Origin of the sequence: Spirosoma taeanense (assembly GCF_013127955.1) — a bacterium.
Taxonomy (GTDB): Bacteria; Bacteroidota; Bacteroidia; order Cytophagales; family Spirosomataceae; genus Spirosoma; species Spirosoma taeanense.
In genome coordinates this window covers 5,514,100-5,531,021 of sequence record NZ_CP053435.1, presented here as the reverse complement: position 1 = coordinate 5,531,021, position 16,922 = coordinate 5,514,100, and the positions used below count along the sequence as shown (strand labels likewise).

Annotated in this window: 14 protein-coding genes; 10 read left to right on the top strand and 4 right to left on the bottom strand. The window is 50.5% G+C overall.

Annotated features, from left to right (window positions below):
* Window positions 1-6 precede the first annotated feature (6 nt).
* The 7 genes from HNV11_RS22985 to nadD all read left to right on the top strand — a co-directional run bounded on the left by HNV11_RS22985 (window position 7) and on the right by nadD (window position 5,478).
* Window positions 7-1,389, top strand: a complete 1,383-nt coding sequence (locus tag HNV11_RS22985; RefSeq protein WP_171741890.1) for a 4Fe-4S dicluster domain-containing protein — start codon at window positions 7-9, stop codon at window positions 1,387-1,389.
* A 105-nt stretch (window positions 1,390-1,494) separates the two neighbouring features.
* Entirely contained in the window at window positions 1,495-2,262 is a 768-nt protein-coding gene (locus HNV11_RS22980; RefSeq protein WP_394353892.1) for a (Fe-S)-binding protein, read from the top strand.
* 69 nt (window positions 2,263-2,331) lie between these two features.
* Window positions 2,332-2,829, top strand: coding sequence for a hypothetical protein (locus tag HNV11_RS22975; RefSeq protein ID WP_171741889.1), 498 nt, complete (start codon window positions 2,332-2,334; stop codon window positions 2,827-2,829).
* Between the two features lie 244 nt (window positions 2,830-3,073).
* Complete coding sequence (locus HNV11_RS22970; RefSeq protein WP_240163657.1) at window positions 3,074-3,754, top strand: sigma-70 family RNA polymerase sigma factor; 681 nt, start codon at window positions 3,074-3,076, stop codon at window positions 3,752-3,754.
* Window positions 3,755-3,884: 130 nt separating this feature from the next.
* Window positions 3,885-4,127 carry a hypothetical protein gene (locus tag HNV11_RS22965; protein WP_171742292.1) on the top strand — a complete coding sequence of 81 codons (243 nt, stop codon included), beginning with the start codon at window positions 3,885-3,887 and terminating at the stop codon, window positions 4,125-4,127.
* Window positions 4,128-4,222: 95 nt separating this feature from the next.
* Entirely contained in the window at window positions 4,223-4,822 is a 600-nt protein-coding gene (gene gmk, locus HNV11_RS22960; RefSeq protein ID WP_171741888.1) for a guanylate kinase, read from the top strand.
* An 83-nt stretch (window positions 4,823-4,905) separates the two neighbouring features.
* Window positions 4,906-5,478 (top strand): nicotinate (nicotinamide) nucleotide adenylyltransferase, encoded by a 573-nt coding sequence (gene nadD / locus HNV11_RS22955; RefSeq protein ID WP_171741887.1) that lies wholly within the window; start codon window positions 4,906-4,908, stop codon window positions 5,476-5,478.
* Between the two features lie 17 nt (window positions 5,479-5,495).
* On the opposite strand, the gene HNV11_RS22950 is transcribed toward nadD, so the two are convergent.
* From HNV11_RS22950 to cysS, 3 genes are all read right to left on the bottom strand, one after another.
* Window positions 5,496-5,879: a hypothetical protein gene (locus HNV11_RS22950; RefSeq protein WP_171742291.1), complete on the bottom strand. Its 384-nt coding sequence runs from the start codon at window positions 5,877-5,879 to the stop codon at window positions 5,496-5,498.
* 16 nt (window positions 5,880-5,895) lie between these two features.
* Entirely contained in the window at window positions 5,896-6,918 is a 1,023-nt protein-coding gene (locus HNV11_RS22945; RefSeq protein WP_171741886.1) for a M28 family peptidase, read from the bottom strand.
* 87 nt (window positions 6,919-7,005) lie between these two features.
* Window positions 7,006-8,493: a cysteine--tRNA ligase gene (cysS, locus tag HNV11_RS22940; RefSeq protein ID WP_171741885.1), complete on the bottom strand. Its 1,488-nt coding sequence runs from the start codon at window positions 8,491-8,493 to the stop codon at window positions 7,006-7,008.
* Window positions 8,494-8,784: 291 nt separating this feature from the next.
* Between cysS and HNV11_RS22935 the strand changes: the two genes are divergently transcribed.
* The 3 genes from HNV11_RS22935 to HNV11_RS22925 all read left to right on the top strand — a co-directional run bounded on the left by HNV11_RS22935 (window position 8,785) and on the right by HNV11_RS22925 (window position 11,908).
* The gene (locus HNV11_RS22935) at window positions 8,785-9,987 is read left to right on the top strand and encodes a hypothetical protein (RefSeq protein WP_171741884.1); all 1,203 of its coding nucleotides are present in this window, start codon (window positions 8,785-8,787) and stop codon (window positions 9,985-9,987) included.
* Entirely contained in the window at window positions 9,987-10,904 is a 918-nt protein-coding gene (locus tag HNV11_RS22930; RefSeq protein ID WP_171741883.1) for a PfkB family carbohydrate kinase, read from the top strand. Before HNV11_RS22935 ends, HNV11_RS22930 begins: the two co-directional genes overlap by 1 nt.
* Before the next feature lie 137 nt (window positions 10,905-11,041).
* Window positions 11,042-11,908 (top strand): tetratricopeptide repeat protein, encoded by an 867-nt coding sequence (locus tag HNV11_RS22925; RefSeq protein ID WP_171741882.1) that lies wholly within the window; start codon window positions 11,042-11,044, stop codon window positions 11,906-11,908.
* A 91-nt stretch (window positions 11,909-11,999) separates the two neighbouring features.
* Here the strand turns inward: HNV11_RS22925 and HNV11_RS22920 are convergent, their stop codons facing one another.
* Window positions 12,000-16,895, bottom strand: a complete 4,896-nt coding sequence (locus HNV11_RS22920; protein WP_240163655.1) for a hypothetical protein — start codon at window positions 16,893-16,895, stop codon at window positions 12,000-12,002.
* Window positions 16,896-16,922 lie beyond the last annotated feature (27 nt).

Genomic DNA, 16,922 nt, shown 5'->3' with positions numbered 1-16,922 from the left:
AATAGAATGGATATTTTTCAGCAAATTTTGTTTGTCGCAGCCCTGGCCGCAGCAATCTGGTACATAACCAAACGCGTGCGGCTCATTACCCGGGCCATTAAGCTGGGTCGGCCTGAAGATCGAACTGACAATGCCGGTGAGCGTATGCGAGTGATGCTGCTGGTAGCGTTTGGGCAGAAAAAGATGTTTACTAAGCCGCTGGTCGGGGTGATGCACTTTGTCATCTATGCTGGGTTTCTAATCATCAATATTGAGATTCTGGAGATCATTTTGGATGGTATTCTGGGAACGCACCGGCTATTTGCACCTTACATTACGCCGGTTTACCCGATTCTGATTGATGTGTTCGAAGTGCTGGCGTTTGGCGTGTTGGCGGTCTGCGTTGCGTTTCTGTGCCGACGATTTATTACCCGCGTTAATCGGTTACAGGCAAGTCGACACCGCGAACTGCGCGGCTGGCCGGTCTCCGATGCAACAATTATCTTATCGGCCGAAATCTTTCTGATGATTGCCTTTCTGACCTGGAATGCATCAGATAGTGTTTTGCGCGACCGGGGTGTTGGCCACTATGGAGAGTTGCAGGGCATTGTTCCCGATTTTCTGGTTAGTCAGTATTTCAAGCCGTTCTTTACCGGGTTCAGCGATACGGCGCTTATTGCTTACGAACGGGCTGCGTGGTGGCTGCACATCTTGGGTATTCTGGCTTTTGCCGTTTACGTAACGTATTCGAAGCACCTGCACATCGCTCTGGGCTTTCCGAATGTCTATTTTTCGGATCTGCAGCCGAAAGGCGAAATGCAGAATATGCCCGAAATTACGAAGGAGGTTCAGTTGGCCTTGGGCTTGCCTTTGACGACGGAGCCAGACGGTTCTCAGGAAAATGATAACGGTCAGCAGCCGGCTGAAATCGGCCGTTTTGGGGCAAAGGACGTATATGACCTGAAGTGGATCAATCTAATGAATGCCTATAGCTGCACCGAATGCGGTCGCTGTACGGCAGCCTGCCCGGCAAATATTACGGGCAAAAAATTGTCGCCCCGTAAGATTATGATGGATACCCGTGACCGGATGGAAGACATTCAGCGCGGCTGGCAAACCCAGGGTAACGATTTTAAAGACGACAAATCACTGCTCGGTGATTATATAACCGCAGAAGAACTGAACGCCTGCACCACCTGCCAGGCCTGTATAAACGCCTGTCCGGTTAACATCAATCCGCTGGACATTATTCTGCAGTTACGTCGCTACCGGGTGATGGAAGAATCGCAGGCGCCGGCGTCCTGGAATGCCATGTTCAGCAACATTGAAAATAATATGGCCCCCTGGAAATTCTCACCGAGCGACCGTTTCAACTGGGCCGATCAGGTAAACGAATCGCAAAGCAAATAAACGTATCGGTTGACCAGTGTTCATCAGCGAATGAATTTACGGAAAATGACCGAAACTAGTCAATACATGGAAGCAACGAGCGAGAAGATATACAAAGTCCCGACCATGGCCGATATGGCTGCCGCGGGCGAAGAACCGGAGATTCTATTCTGGGTCGGTTGCGCCGGCTCGTTTGACGACCGCTATAAACGCGTAACGATCGCCTTTGTGCGGATCCTGAATCACGTTGGCATCAAATTCGCCGTGCTGGGGCCGGAAGAAGCCTGCACAGGCGACCCGGCACGTCGGGCCGGAAACGAATTTTTATTCCAGATGCAGGCTGTGTCGAACATTCAGGTTCTGAACGGCTATAACGTAAAAAAGATCGTAACGGCCTGCCCGCACTGTTTCAATACGCTGAAGAATGAGTACCCAGAACTGGGCGGGAAATATGAAGTTATTCATCACTCACAGTTTCTACAGGGATTGATTAATGAGGGGCGCGTTCGAGTAAAGGACGGGCAGTCGTTTAAGGGTCGGCGGATTACGTTCCATGATTCATGCTACCTGGGCCGGGCCAATAAAATTTATGAAGCGCCCCGCGAGGTGCTGGCCGCGCTGGATGCTGATCTGGTCGAGATGAAACGGGGGCGGGCCAATGGCCTGTGCTGCGGAGCCGGTGGAGGTCAGTATTTCAAAGAGCCTGAACCCGGTAATAAGGATGTCAACGTCGAGCGTGTAGAGGAAGCGCTCGGCACAGGCGCCGACATGATTGCCGTGGCCTGTCCGTTCTGTATGACGATGATGTCGGATGGCGTAAAGAATAAGAACCGCGAAGATTCGGTCCGGGTTTACGATATTGCCGAACTCATTGCTCAGAAAGAGGGTCTGTAATAAATATGGATGAGCGGTGAATCGGATAGAGCCTTTGCATCGTTTATCACATACTAGTACTTTTTTGCTATGTGGATTGACTTTGATAAACTGCCAGATAATGCCCGGGTGTGGGTATATCAGGCAAACCGTCCGCTCTCGGGCAGCGATGTATCAGGTATTGAACAGGCCCTTCAGCCCGCTTTAAATCAGTGGGCAGCACATGGGCAGCCTTTGCTGGCATCGGCGAAGGTTATTGAAAACCGATTTGTTGTGGTAGGGGTAGATGAAGGGTTCAACCTGCCGAGCGGCTGCTCAATTGATGCATCCGTGCGAACACTCCGGGAAATTGGTCAGCAGATCGGCGTTGATTTCTTTGACCGGTCGGCGGCCGTTCTTTCGGCTGATGGCACCGTAACGACCTATCCGTTACCAGCCATCAAAGCGGCAGTTGCCGATGGTTTGTTGACGCCAAACTCAACCGTGTTTAATACACTGGTGCAAACCAAAGCGGAGTTTCTGGCAAACTGGCGTCTCCGAGCCGCCGATTCCTGGCTGAAACGATATTTTAAATCGGTTACTGTTTAACCTCATTAAAACATAGCCAGCCTGTTCATTGACGCCACTATGGCGGGAATGAACAGGCTTTAACATTACAATCTAGGGAAACGTTCGCTGCCAAATCGTCATATTGACTGGTTTTTCCCCTGTTTTTTTAAACAAAGGATTGATTTTTGCAGTCAAACACAGACACGGCTCAGCGAACTGGTTAGGGTGTAATAGAATTTCGTTGAGTTCTGCCGACAGTAAACGGCAATTAACTCTTACTTTTATGGCGACTATACCCGAAGTTATGTCAGATACGCCAACTCGCGACGACGATCAATTATTACCCGATGGCGGTTCTAACGAGCAGCCCTCTGCCGATGCGCCTGCCCGCCGATATACGGAAGAGCAGAAGTATCAGGTTTTCAATAAGGAGTTTATGCCACACATTGACTCCATGTATAATTTTGCCTTCCGACTGACAACCGATGAGGACGACGCCAATGACCTCGTGCAGGATACGTATTTAAAAGCTTTTCGGTTTATTTCGTCATTTGAGCAAGGAACTAACGCAAAAGCATGGCTGTTTCGAATACTGAAGAACAGCTTCATTAACGATTACCGGAAAAAAAGTAAGGAACCGGCTAAAGTAGATTATCAGGACGTTGAAACGACCTATAATTCTGAAGATGCCGAAACCGAGCACACGGTCGATTTGCGGGCCGAGTCTGTTTCCGATCTGATTGGTGATGAAGTAGCTACGGCGCTGAATTCCTTGCCCGTTGATTTTCGGACGGTGATTATCCTTTGCGATATTGAAGGGTTTACCTACGAAGAAATGGCCAAGATTCTGGACATCCCGATTGGTACAGTCCGGTCTCGTTTGCACCGCGCCCGCAACCTGTTGAAAGAAAAATTGCGTGATTACGCATCCTCGATGGGTTATAATGAAGAAAACGAAGAATAAACCGAACTTTTTCTAACGACAAATTGGTTCTGCTTATAACTTAACGTATTATAATATTCTTGGAATAAATAAAACTTTTCCAATGCAAACGTCGTTGCCATCGTCATCTTCATCCAGCGCTGGTCCTGAGATGAAAGATCATTGCAGTCATCAGGCAGACTGCTTGAAGATGATCCAGTTAATTGTGGATGGGGAAGCTACTGAACAGCAGCTTGCCAAACTGAAAGCAAACCTTGAGTCCTGCAAACCCTGCATTGAGATGTATCAGCTCGAAAAGGAAGTCAAGGAGTTATTAGCCAAACGGATGGAGAAGAAATGCTGCCCTGAGCAGCTCGTGGCAACGATCAAGTCTCGCATTCTGAGTTTTAGTTAAGATAAATTGACATAATTGAGGTAATCAGAGCCGCTACAAAACGTCGCTCTGATTACCTCAATTCATTTAAGGACTTTGTTAATCACTGACTTATTTTGGACGGTAAGCTTATCATCTTTTCAGCCCCTTCTGGCTCGGGCAAAACAACGATTGTCAAGCATTTGCTGGCCGAGAACGATAATCTCGGCTTTTCTATTTCGGCCTGCACCCGCGATCGTCGGGGCCGTAGCGAACAAAATGGCAAAGACTATTATTTTCTGACCCCCGAAGAGTTCAAGCAGAGGATTGATAACAATGAGTTTGTCGAGTGGGAAGAAGTATACACGGGTGCGTTCTATGGTACGTTAAAATCCGAGATTGAGCGCTTGTGGGCCAGCGGCAAACATGTTTTGTTTGACGTGGATGTACAGGGTGGATTAAAGCTCAAGCAATATTATGGCGATAAGGCCTTGGCCGTTTTTGTGAGGGTTCCGAATGAAGAAACGCTGCGGCAACGACTAATTGGCCGTGGTTCTGAGACAGAAGAAAGTCTATCAAAGCGACTGTTTAAAGTGCATTTTGAGATGAGCTTTGAAGGTCGTTTTGACGTTGTTCTTGTAAATGATGATCTGTCAACATCACTGAAAAAAGCACAGAAGCTGGTTGATGATTTTGTGATCGACAATAAAATTCCACCAAAATCGACAGTCTTATAAGCTATAGAGGAAAATAGATTACTGATTTCCAATCGCGTTAAAGAACGTTGTTAGTACCAGGCCGGTCAGGTTTGTAATCCAGAATGAAAATAGGTCTCTTTTTTGGCTCGTTTAATCCCATTCATATTGGTCATCTGATTATTGCCAATACGATGGCCAACACGACGGATCTAGAGCAGGTGTGGTTTGTGGTATCACCCCAGAACCCGTTTAAAAAGACGAAGAGCCTGCTGCATGAGTTCGACCGATTCGATATGGTGGAGCGGGCTATTGCCGATAATAGCCGCCTGAAAGCGACCAATATCGAGTTTTCGATGCCTCGGCCCAGCTATACAATTGATACGCTGACCCGTCTGAGCGAAAAATATCCGCAGCACGAATTCAGGCTCATAATGGGCGAGGACAATCTAGAGCAGTTTGCCAACTGGAAGAATTACGAAAAAATCCTGGAGTATTACGGTCTGTACGTATATCCGCGACCGCGTGCTTTGGAGAGCTTGATCAAAACGCACCCGAATGTCCGGTTAGTCGAAGCTCCGCTACTGGATATTTCGGCGACGTTTATTCGGGATAGTATCCGGTCCAATCGGCCTATACGTTATATGGTACCAGAAGCAGTTGAAGAGATGATTCACCGGAAAAAGTTTTACTTATAGGATGGGTCAATACGCCGTTACGGTAAGCCATTTTGAAAGGTAACCTCGGTTGCCAGACCAATAGCGCTCATGCGAATGGCTACTGAACGACTATTGGATTTAGTGCCGGGTTTGTCGCAGTGCGATCCTTTCTCCAGAAAATAAACGTAAAACTTCTGGTTACGGTCGGCAATCTGGTTGATGTCGGGCCGACCAAGCAACTCGCCAATGGTATTGGCTGTTTTACCCTTCAGGTTATGGATTTCTGCTTTAAAATCGGGCAGGAGTGTAGCCCGGATGCCATTGCAGCCGCCCCGGTCGCTACGCCATTTTTTCAGATCCAGTTTCCCGAACTGATCCGGCGCTGGACCACAGGCAAACAGGGTGGTAGTCAGCAGAAAACAGACAGCGCTCTGCTGCATCAGACGCCGGATAAATTTATTGCTCATTATACGCTACCTGTAACAGGGTTTGTCCAACAGCTTTGAGCGTACCACGGTCAATATTACTCATGTTGTCTTCGGCTGTGTGCCAGGCCGGAAAGAACCCGCCCGATCCGATGTTGGTGTGAATAATATCAATCATGGGAATTTTGGCAATGGTATTCGGAGCAACATGATCGTCCGTAATCTGTCCGCCAGGCGTATCGACAAAATACTGGCTGTAGCCTAACCGGCTGGCCGTTTGCCAGACATTGTTTACAACGCTCGGGGCAAACTGCATCGAATAGCCTTCTTTAGCAAAGGTAGCTCCCTTAGCCCCAACCATGTCCAGCAGAATACCGTAATAAGCCGAGTAGCCTGGTTTATGTAAATTCTTGGCCCAATAACGCGAGCCTAGACAGAAACCGATGTAATCGTACTGATTGCCACTCTGGGTTTCGTAATCGTTACCCGCCTTCTCGCCATTACCCCAGTCCTCGGCATCAAAGAAAATAATATCGATGCCAACAGCTGGTTTTTGCTGGGTCTGCTGAATGGTGCGGGCCAGTTCGAGCAGAACCCCAACGCCACTGGCGCCGTCGTTGGCACCCAGTACGGATTTGCTTTTATCGGCCGCGTCGGGGTCCTGATCGGCAGTAGGTCGCGAATCCCAGTGCGATGTCAACACAATCCGCTTGGTGGCAGTGGGATTAATACTGCCGATGATGTTACGAGCGTTGAGCTTTTTTCCGTCCCAGGTGGTGGCTACAAAGTTCTGTTCCGTTACTGCACAACCAAACTGCTTCAGCTTTGCTACCAAGTAGTTACCTGCCTGAACGTGGGCGGGGGTGTTTGGTACACGCGGGCCGAATTTTACCTGCTGTTCAATATAAGCATAAGCCGAATCGGCGTTAAAAGCGGGTGCCTGAACAGTAGGGACCTGATCGGCAGTCTGCGTTGCCTCGCTCTGGTTCGGTTTGGATTTACAGGCGCTCACGAACAAAACTAAAGCAAGCAAATAGAACGGTAGTCTGGTCATATACGTATGAAACAGAAGCTCTGTTTCAGAAAAATCAATAAACTGATGAACAGGCTTTGGGTTAATGGTAATCTATTTTCCAGGTAGTTACTCTTCGTAGGCCCAGTCAATCTGGTGTTTCATGTCTTTGATCGCCAGCCCCTGCGCTCTGAAATAGGAACGAATCTGATCAACCTTATCATATTGCTTCTGCTCTTTGTATTCGCGGTATAGCGTCAGCAAACCTTCGAGTATAGGCTGATTGTCCGTTCCCTCTTCCTTTAGGCCAAGAACATCCTGCATAAACGTAACGAAAGAGTCTTTCAATAGGGTAAACGTATCCTCGCCGAGCGTAGCTCCCTGAAGCTGGTTCAGGTAAAGCATATTAACATACTTTAACAGGGTAAACAGCTGCGCAATGGCCACGGCGGTGTTCAGATCGTCGTTCATGGCGTCGTAAAACTGCTGTACGGCCTGGCGGATATCCTGCTGCTTTTTCTCGTCGGGCTGAACGCCTTCGGCTGGCTGATAGGTCATTGTTTTGATAACCCGTAAGCCATTAGCCAGCCGACGATACCCTTTCTGCGCGGCTTTAAGCGCATCGTTGGAGAAATCGAGCGTTGAGCGGTAGTGCGACTGCAGCATGAAAAAACGCACTGTCATAGGGCTGTAAGCCTGTTCGAGCAGGTAATGGCTACCGGCAAACAACTCGGCAGGTAAAAACGAATTACCCAGTGACTTCGACATTTTCTGGCCATTAACGGTCAGCATGTTAGAGTGCATCCAGTACCGAACGGGATCGTGTCCGGTCAGGCCGTCGCCCTGCGCAATTTCGCACTCGTGGTGCGGAAATTTCAGGTCCATGCCACCCCCGTGAATGTCGAACTGCTTGCCAAGGTATTTAGTGCTCATGCAGGTGCACTCCAGGTGCCAGCCCGGAAATCCTTCGCCCCAGGGCGAATTCCAGCGCATGAGGTGTTCGGGCGCGGCCCGCTTCCAGATGGCAAAATCAAGCGGGTTACGTTTCTCCGACTGGCCGTCCAGCTCGCGTGTTTCGTTGAGCAGATCGTCCAGAATGCGACCGGAGAGCTTGCCGTAATTGCCGCCTTCCTGATTGTACTTCTCAATATTAAAATACACCGAGCCATTCGATTCATAAGCCAGTCCTTTGTCCAGCAGCGCCTGCACGGCTTCAATCTGTTCGACCATATGACCCGTAGCGGTTGGCTCGATGCTCGGCGGCAGGGCGTTGAATTGCCCCATCACCGTGTGGAAATCGTTCGTGAAGCGTTGCACAATCTCCATGGGTTCAACCTTCTCCAGTTTGGCCATGCGTCCGATTTTGTCTTCGCCATCATCGCCGTCGCCAACGAGGTGGCCAACGTCAGTAAGGTTACGGACGTACCGAACTTTGTAGCCAATGAAGGTCAGATACCGAAACAGCGTATCGAAGGTCAGGAACGTACGGACGTTGCCGAGGTGAACGTAATTGTAAACCGTTGGGCCGCAGACGTACATGCCGACGTAAGGCGGATTGAGCGGTTCAAACAAGTCTTTTTTGCGGGAAAGCGTATTGTATAACTGAAGCGGCTGCATTGTCTTGATCGGGCGGTTCGGTTGTTTGCGGAACGCGATTAGTAGTTGCTGGTTTTAAAACAACCGAATCTATACATCACTAAACTGTCAAACACCTGTTTAAGGCCTACAAATCTACGCATTGTTACCCGGAAAACGACGGTCCCGACCAAGTTCGCTATCTTTGCCGGACAAAGATCAAATAGGATTAACTATCTTCTGGCAGAGCCGATCAACTTGGCGGGGCACTGAGGTTGCCCGGTACAAAATGAGCACTGTTCTATGCTGTGATGGTTGATGAAAACACTATAAATGCAGATAGTTGAGGTTGGCGCAAATGCCCGGTACCAAAAGGAATTCATACAGTTTCCGGTGCGGCTTTACCGGAATGATCCGTCCTGGATTCGGCCCTTAGATACCGACGTAGAAGAAGTTTTTGACCCCGCCCGCAACAAGCGGTTTGAGCATGGTGAGTGCGTCCGCTATCTGCTGCTGAACGATACGAAAGAAACCATTGGCCGGGTCGCGGTTTTCGTGGATCACGACATTGCCAACCTCGACAACGATCAGTCTACGGGCGGAATGGGTTTCTTTGAGTGCATTAACGACCAGACAGCCGCGTTTACGCTTTTTGACGCGGCAAAATCATGGCTACAGCAGCGGGGTATGGAGGCCATGGACGGCCCGATTAATTTTGGTGACCGCGATCGCTGGTGGGGCCTACTGGTGGATGGGTTCGAGCGAGAGCCCAACTATTGTATGCCCTATACCAAGCCGTATTACATCCCATTCTTCGAGAATTATGGTTTTAAAGACTATTTCAAGCAGTTTACGTTTGGTATTCCAACAACCTGGGCGAAGCTGGTCGATATGTCGCAGGCGGTGAAAGACCGTGCCCAGCGTATCTATGAAAATCCAGAATATAGCTTCCGGACGATCGACAAGCGTCAGCTACCCGTAGCGGCCGAGCAGTTTCGGCATATTTACAACGCGGCATGGGGCGGTCACAGTGGCGTAAAGGAGATGTCGGCGGCACAGGCGCAGTTGCTGATGCAGAAACTAAAGCCGGTGATCGATGAAAAAATCATCTACTTCGCCTATCACAACGACGAGCCGGTAGCCTTTTTCGTGTGTCTGCCCGAGTTGAATCAGATCTTCAAGCACGTCAACGGCAAACTTGACTGGCTAGGCAAGCTGAAATTCTTGTGGCACATGCTTCGCAAAACTAACCACAAAGCGTTTGGCGTCGTGTTCGGCGTCGCGCCGGCCTATCAGGGTAAAGGGCTGGAAGCGGCCATTGCGCTCCGGATGCCGCACGAAGCAGATACCAACCCCAATTTTCAGTACAACGAGCTGGAAATGAACTGGGTGGGCGATTTTAACCCGATTATGGTGCGATTTGTGAGCCAACTGGGGTCAACTATCGTTAAGACCCACGTTACCTACCGCAAATTATTCGACGAAACAAAACCGTTTAAACGCTGCCCGGTCATCGGCAGAAAAAAAGAGAAATAATGAGCTTACTTACCATTGGTTCAGTAGCGTTTGATGCGCTGGAAACTCCGTTCGGCAAGACCGACAAGATCATCGGCGGTGCTGCTACGTATATCACGCTGTCGGCGTCGTACTTTACCAAAGAGAATAACCTGGTGGCCGTCGTCGGCGACGACTTTCCGCAGTCGATGATCGACGACCTTAACCAGCACGGGGTGAACACCGAAGGCTTGCAGGTGCGGGTAGGGGAGAAGACCTTCTTCTGGTCGGGTAAATATCATAACGATATGAATACCCGCGATACGGTTGAGGTACAACTGAATGTAATGGAAGACTTCGATCCGGTCATTCCCGATTCGTATCAGAACTGCCAGTACCTGATGCTGGGCAATACGGCTCCGGCCATTCAACGGACCGTAATCGAGCGGCTGCACAACCGTCCAAAACTGATTGTGCTGGATACGATGAATCTCTGGATCGAGATTGCCAATCCCGACCTGATGACGCTTCTACCTATGGTCGACGTTCTGGTGGTGAACGATGAAGAAGCCCGGCAGCTAACCGGCGAATATGCGCTGGTAAAGGCGGCTGCCAGAATTCGTCAGATGGGCCCTAAAACGGTGATTATCAAAAAAGGCGAACACGGAGCACTGCTCTTCCACGAAGGTCAGATTTTCTTTGCTCCGGCGCTGCCGCTCGAAGCGGTGTTCGACCCAACCGGCGCGGGTGATACATTTGCGGGCGGTTTTATCGGCTATTTAGCCAAAACCGACGACATCTCGTTCGACAATATGAAGCGGGCCATTATTTACGGTTCGGCGATGGCGTCGTTCTGCGTGGAAAAATTTGGTGCCGAACGCATTATGAACCTGACTCAGGAGGAAATTCAGGCGCGAGTCAGCGAGTTTGTGCGTCTGTCAGCGTTTGGACTGGTATAAGGGTTTTAGTTTAAATTATCAGTAGCAGGGGCCACGGTGGTAAAGGGGGAGTGACTGGAGGCCCCGATTCAATCAACTACTGTGGCCCGTTTCTGCGTTTAGCTTACGTTATAGGGTAAATGATTCAGGATTAGCGAATGGAAATACTGGTTACAGCGGCCATTATTGGGTATATCATCTATCTGCGCTATTACGCTGATTTACGCAATACGTCAGAGCAGGACCTTGAAAAATTGCAGGTTGGCATTAAACTCTACAACAGCGGTCAATTCTCCGATGCACTGGTGTTTTTTACGCAGTATCTCCAAAAAGAGCCTAAATCAAGCGTGGCTTACCTGTATCAAGCTCGGTGTTATCGCGCTCTAGGCCAGCTACCAACTGCTATTGAGGCATTAAAGACAGGGGAAAGCTACGACGACACCGTTGCCGACCTGCATCTGGAGATGGGGCAGATTCTGTATGATCAGCAGGCCTACGCCGAAGCGTTCCTGGAATTTGACAAAGCGGTATTTTATTCAAAAGGCTCGCAGGCCGATGCATTTGAGTGGCGGGGCCTAACCCGGCAAAAACTTCAGCAGCTCTTAGAAGCCGAACAGGACCTGGAACGGGCCCTTACATTAAGACAATCCGAAGTCGCGGGCAAGTCGGCGTCGGGCCGGGCGTCAGATACGTTTTTTGACCGGAAGCTCCTGAGCCACGCCATCGTGATTTTGGTGAATAGCGGCCTGTTGCTGCTGGTAATCAAAAAAGCGGGTGTTATTCATTTGCCTTACCTGCTGGCCGCTATTGCAGCCGCCGTTATTGGGTTTCTGGAACCTAAGAAAGGCTGGGTTCTGGCTATTTTGCAGGCTGCAACGCTTTGGATTGGCTACACGTTTTTCACGGAAGCCCCTCAGAACAGCGGAACCCGCGAGCTGGAATTATTCGGCCTCTACGGGTCCATCATTCTTACGTTCATTGGCAGTTTCATCGGTGGCATATTAAAACGGCAATTAGCTCACTAAGTATTGCCCGAATTATATTCCGCGTTCTGTTGAACAAATAAAAAGCCGCCAGAAAATCATTTTCTGGCGGCTTTTCTGTGTCTGATTCGGCTTAGAAGCCTTCTTTTTCCTCTTCCTTGTCTTTCTTCTTTTCTTTCGCCACTTCCTTCGCGGCTTTCTGGCCGGGTAGTGGTTTAGGTTTCGGAGCGGCTTTCGCTTTGGTCTTGTACTGATCCAGATACCGGTCAACAAAGAGCGTTTTTTCGTCGATGGTAGCGGGCACAACTTCCAGTGCAGCCTTGCCGCTGTTCTTGGAACCTGCCAGCAGCCGGTCGTTAATCTCCTGCTCCGACGTAATAATGGCTAACTGACCGGGTGCGGTCGGCGTGTTACCGGGTTTATAGTCGTAGAATACCCAGACATCGGGCGACGATTCGAGATAAATGCTCGCTTCATCGCCATTTCCCGTTTTGCGAATCTCGACGAATCCGTCCATCTGCGCATTTACGTCCGTGGCCATCATGTTCGATACGCCCAGCTTGCCGGTGCTGTAAAACGCGTTGTATTTATCAGACCAGCGAAGATTCGCATTGGCCAGCACGAGCATAGCGTTCAGCTTGGGCGATGCCTGATTGAGCGGTACGTGCTGATTCTGCGCTTTAGTGCGATAGGCATCAACCGCCTGCTGGCCGATCAGGGGCAGCAATTTGTCGGATAACCGGTTCAGATCATCGTCGGCGGCTTCGTCGTTCTTTTCTTCCAGATTCGTTTTAACAAGCTTGTCGGAAATCGCGCTGCTGATCGGCTCAGGAACGGGGAACGTAAAGGCCAGCAGGGTATTGAAGCGGTACTGACTGCTGTCAATGTTAATACGTGCCGAACCCGCGCCAAGCAGGAACTCATTTGGGGCCGAATGCAGCAGATTTAGCTTTCCCTTGAACGTAATCAGGCCTTTGGGATCATTAAACGTAAAGGCATTTTCGACTTCTTCCGAACTGCTATCCGTGACTGTGGTTGTGTCGACGTTGTTTGACGTAATGCGGTACAGTTTATCTTTTTCGTCGTAGCGCATGATGCCGGTAGCCGTAAACAGGTCATCATCTTTGGGATCTTCCTTGGGTGAGAGGAACGTTGGGTACATACCCCCGCCACCAAGTCGGAAATGAATACCAGCCACCAACTGCTGCCCGCCTTCGTTTTTCAGGTTCTTGTCGACTTTTATCTCAAGTCGTTCGGCAATTTTTTCCTTGAAGGGAATCCAGCCGCTAATCAGATCCCGCCGTTTTTTTAGCGCCGGTTTGATAAAGCCATCCAGAGCCAGATCCTGATTGGGAGCCTGCATGGTAATACTGCCCTTATAAAGCATACGCGGGGCCAGCTGCAGGTTGTCATCCTCTTCGACTTCCGCCTTGGCCACGGTAAAATAAGTTGTCAGGGGCTTCTCAGATGCGTTACGCCGACCGCGAGAAGTTTTTTTGGTATCGGCTGTCAGCGTGGAAGCCGCTACGGCCGGAGCTTCTTTAAGCTCGAAGCTTTCCATCTTGATACTGGCAGTGTCACCTTTTGCCGTAGCAAACTGATAGGTGGCGTCGCCCGCAAAGCGCGTTCGGGAAAGAATCTGAATGTTGCCGTTCTTGAGTCGGTGAAACAGGCTGACCGTATCCAGAACAAGCCGGGCATTTTTGAAGGCCAGCATCTCGCCGTTACGCCGGATTGTGACCAGACCTTTGTCCGGATAAATGCGGGCATCGGCAGAGGTAACGTAAGGCACACCGCTGATGTTGAGTGTCATCTTTTCTACATCGTACAGAGCTGCCGAGCCGTTGAAGGTTAAGCCCTCCTGCTCTTCGGCGGTTGCGGTGAACGTAGACGATTTTACATCGCCTTTCATGGCAATGGTTTTGGCGTTTACGTTCCACTGCGCCCGGTTAATGCTGGTCTTATACGCGGCAAACGGAAACTCCATGGTGGAGCCCAATGTGTCGTCGAGGCTTTGGGTTTTATTAACGGCCAGTCCAACAATGCCTTTAGTCTGGTTAAAGTCAACGTCAATGTTGTTGCCCAAAAGAATCGGTTTGCCAGCTACAGAACCGGCGGCTTCCTTATCCGATACAATCCTAAATTGCGCGTTGTCGGCCAAAAATCCGTCCTTGTTGAACTTTATACTCTGCGAAATAGCTTCCGAGTCTTTCCGACGTAACGTCCCTTTGCCAAACAGCCCCGACGAACGCAGCACTAAACCGCCTTCGAGATTCGTCGTTGCGTTGTAGAACACGAAATTGTTCTTCTGGGTGGTGATGACCATGCTGTCAGCTTTGGGCCACCACTTCAGGCTATAGTTGTTCAGTTGTACCTGCGGGAAGTAACCCTTACCAACCAGACCTTCGCGAATTTCGCCCTTTTCGCCCGATGCCAGCAGCGAGTCGGTCGTGAACAGAATCCCCTGCGTGTTCAGACTGGCGGTCAGATGGTTCAGGACACCTTCGGCCCGCAGGCCATTCTTGTCCATCGTAATCTCGCTGGTCAGCTTTACGTTCGACTTGCCGCCATACACCGGATAGCCCGTCGCCGGAGCCTTGTGGACAAAGCCCAGCGTGTTGTCGGGCATTGTTTTCAGTTCAGCTTTAAAAGGCGGGAAAATACCGTCGGAGTAGAACGTACCGATGAACGAGATGTCGCCCTTGCCGAGGCTATCGTTGTCAATCGCCGGGATTTTGAAGTAGACCTTCCGGTTATAAGCCAGATCACCGCGAATCGGCTGGTCAAAATACACGGTCATTCCTTCCGGCATCACCAGTCGTTGGGTGGTTTTCTTGCCCGCAATCCGACCAGATTTGTTGTCGGCGCTGCCAAAATAAACCGTTCCTGGATTTTCGTACTTAATGTCGCCCCCCACTTCGCCTGACTTACCCTGAGCCGCCAGTTTTTGCGACGAGAAGGTAATGGAATCGATTTTACTGAGGCTCATGGCGAACTTGTCGTAATCAAATTTCAGATCGCGGCCAGCGTAGCGCAGGGTGCCAGCTTTGAGCTGCCCATTCAGCGTAAAGGCCCGCCCCTTGCCTACGCGCAGAACTTTATCGGAAGGAATGCCGAAGACCTTCAGGGAGTCGGACAACGTAAACTGATCTACCCCCCGAATCGTCATGATCTTGTCGTCGAGGTTAATGGTCGCATTTTTAGTGCTGTCGTTCGACGCAAACAGCGACTGCACCTGAAAGTTATCATAATCGCGCTTCTGGGCATTAGCCAGGACGTAAAGAATACCCTTCCGGCTCAGACGCATCAGGCCCGTATTGGCATCCCGGTCAATGTAGCCCTCAAGAACCATCCGGTTCAGGGCACCGCGCAGGGCAACAGGGCTAACCTTCACAAACTGGGTTATATCGTCGTCGAGAAAGGTCTGTGTTTTCTTGGTCGATACGTAGTTCGCTACGATCTGTAGGGGATGGAAACCGTAGTCGACTGTTAAATCAGTATAGCGCTGTGGCTGGAAGTAATCGAACGATTCGAACCGAACAGGCACCTCTCGTTTGGCACCCACCTGATAAAAATCAACTTTCCGGCGTGGTAAGTCCCAGCGTGCTACTTCGGGCTGAATGTAAAATTTATGGTACGAGTCGGCGTAAGGAACCCGCCCATATTCCGTCCGGTCAATCCGGTTGAGCCAGGCGATACGCTGGGCCTTGTCGAACCTGAACTGCACCGCCGGGTGCGTAATGGAATCGGTATCCACATAGCCAACGAACGCAGCCACCGGGGCCGTGATGGTTGAGTCTTTGAAGTCGAACCGGCGGCTAATGGCTTTAAACGCGGGTTTCCCGTTTTGTTTGACGGTCAGAACCGCCGGTTGACCACTGGCCGAGGAGCCGACAATCTGCGTACCTGAAAGAGCCAGTCCGCCCCGGTAGTCTATATCCTGACCCAGGTCCGGAATTTTAACGTCGTTCTGCCACGACATAAACCGCGGATAGGTTGTCGGCCCGCTTTTTTTCTTACTGACGTATTCAAAAACGCCCTTTATGGGTTTGGTTGTCCCGTAGGTTAACGTTACGTCGTCGGCCAGCAGGCGCGGGTTCATGATGGTCAGGGCATATTCGCTCAGGGTTACGAAGATGTCAGGCCGTTCCACCGACGCCCAGGTGAATTTACCGCCATTACCCACGAAAATTCCGTCCTTGAGCATCAGATCACCGCTGGTGTTGGATAGCAGTACCGAATCGCCGTTAGCCACCATGTTCAACGTTACGTCCTTGAGGGTAAGCACGGCTCCCGTTACGGCCGGAATCGGTCGACGCTGGGGCACGAAGCGAACGCCCTGCGGACGCGCCTGACCCGAATCGGCCGGAATGGGATCATCCCACCCATCAAATCGCGATTTGTCATTGGCTACAATCGGTGCCGAGGCTGCGGCCGAATCCGACCGTACGGGCTGCGACGAATCCAGGTAGCGAAACTGAAACGTACCCCCCTGCGCATACAGCTTATTATAATTGCTTCGGTAGAGTTCATGCCGTTCCAGAAACTGCCGGATTGTCTCCAGACTTCGGGCAAAAGTTTTGGCATCCGTCGTTTCAAAAAGCTTCTCGGCAACCGTCAGCAGACCGTCGAGATCAGGGCTGGAGCTTAGTTTCTGGGTGGTGAAGGCGTGGTAAAGCGCTTCGTAGAATGGCGCATAATGCAGAGCGGGCTGTAGCCGCTTCTGATTCATTTTGCGGCTGAGTGCCATCACGCGCTCCTGCTGTTGAGCCAACAGCCGATTTTCGGACCAAAGCGACTGCAGGTCCGATCCGGCCCGAACGGCAACTGGCCCGCCCGTTGCCATCAGTTTCTGTACGTCGGCCATGAACTGCTCCGGCTTATCGGACAGCCGCACCGACTGCCCGAACGAGCTGGACACAACAAACAACCCTAGTAGCACCGTAAGCTGCGCGCTTGTCGGCCACTTGACGCGATGCCCGGTTCGCCTGCGCGAAAACGAGTTGAGTATAAAGTAAAGGCGATTCATTACGTATCTGTTGCAAAAGTTGTTTAC

What these genes read in the sequence shown, in the direction of transcription:
- HNV11_RS22980 (WP_394353892.1), top strand. Translation starts at nt 1,495, where the DNA reads ATGGCCGATATGGCTGCCGCGGGCGAAGAACCGGAGATTCTATTCTGG.
- HNV11_RS22945 (WP_171741886.1), bottom strand. Translation starts at nt 6,918, where the DNA reads ATGACCAGACTACCGTTCTATTTGCTTGCTTTAGTTTTGTTCGTGAGC.
- HNV11_RS22965 (WP_171742292.1), top strand. Translation starts at nt 3,885, where the DNA reads ATGAAAGATCATTGCAGTCATCAGGCAGACTGCTTGAAGATGATCCAG.
- HNV11_RS22970 (WP_240163657.1), top strand. Translation starts at nt 3,074, where the DNA reads ATGGCGACTATACCCGAAGTTATGTCAGATACGCCAACTCGCGACGAC.
- cysS (WP_171741885.1), bottom strand. Translation starts at nt 8,493, where the DNA reads ATGCAGCCGCTTCAGTTATACAATACGCTTTCCCGCAAAAAAGACTTG.
- nadD (WP_171741887.1), top strand. Translation starts at nt 4,906, where the DNA reads ATGAAAATAGGTCTCTTTTTTGGCTCGTTTAATCCCATTCATATTGGT.
- HNV11_RS22935 (WP_171741884.1), top strand. Translation starts at nt 8,785, where the DNA reads ATGCAGATAGTTGAGGTTGGCGCAAATGCCCGGTACCAAAAGGAATTC.
- HNV11_RS22985 (WP_171741890.1), top strand. Translation starts at nt 7, where the DNA reads ATGGATATTTTTCAGCAAATTTTGTTTGTCGCAGCCCTGGCCGCAGCA.
- HNV11_RS22950 (WP_171742291.1), bottom strand. Translation starts at nt 5,879, where the DNA reads ATGCAGCAGAGCGCTGTCTGTTTTCTGCTGACTACCACCCTGTTTGCC.
- HNV11_RS22920 (WP_240163655.1), bottom strand. Translation starts at nt 16,895, where the DNA reads ATGAATCGCCTTTACTTTATACTCAACTCGTTTTCGCGCAGGCGAACC.
- HNV11_RS22925 (WP_171741882.1), top strand. Translation starts at nt 11,042, where the DNA reads ATGGAAATACTGGTTACAGCGGCCATTATTGGGTATATCATCTATCTG.
- HNV11_RS22975 (WP_171741889.1), top strand. Translation starts at nt 2,332, where the DNA reads ATGTGGATTGACTTTGATAAACTGCCAGATAATGCCCGGGTGTGGGTA.
- HNV11_RS22930 (WP_171741883.1), top strand. Translation starts at nt 9,987, where the DNA reads ATGAGCTTACTTACCATTGGTTCAGTAGCGTTTGATGCGCTGGAAACT.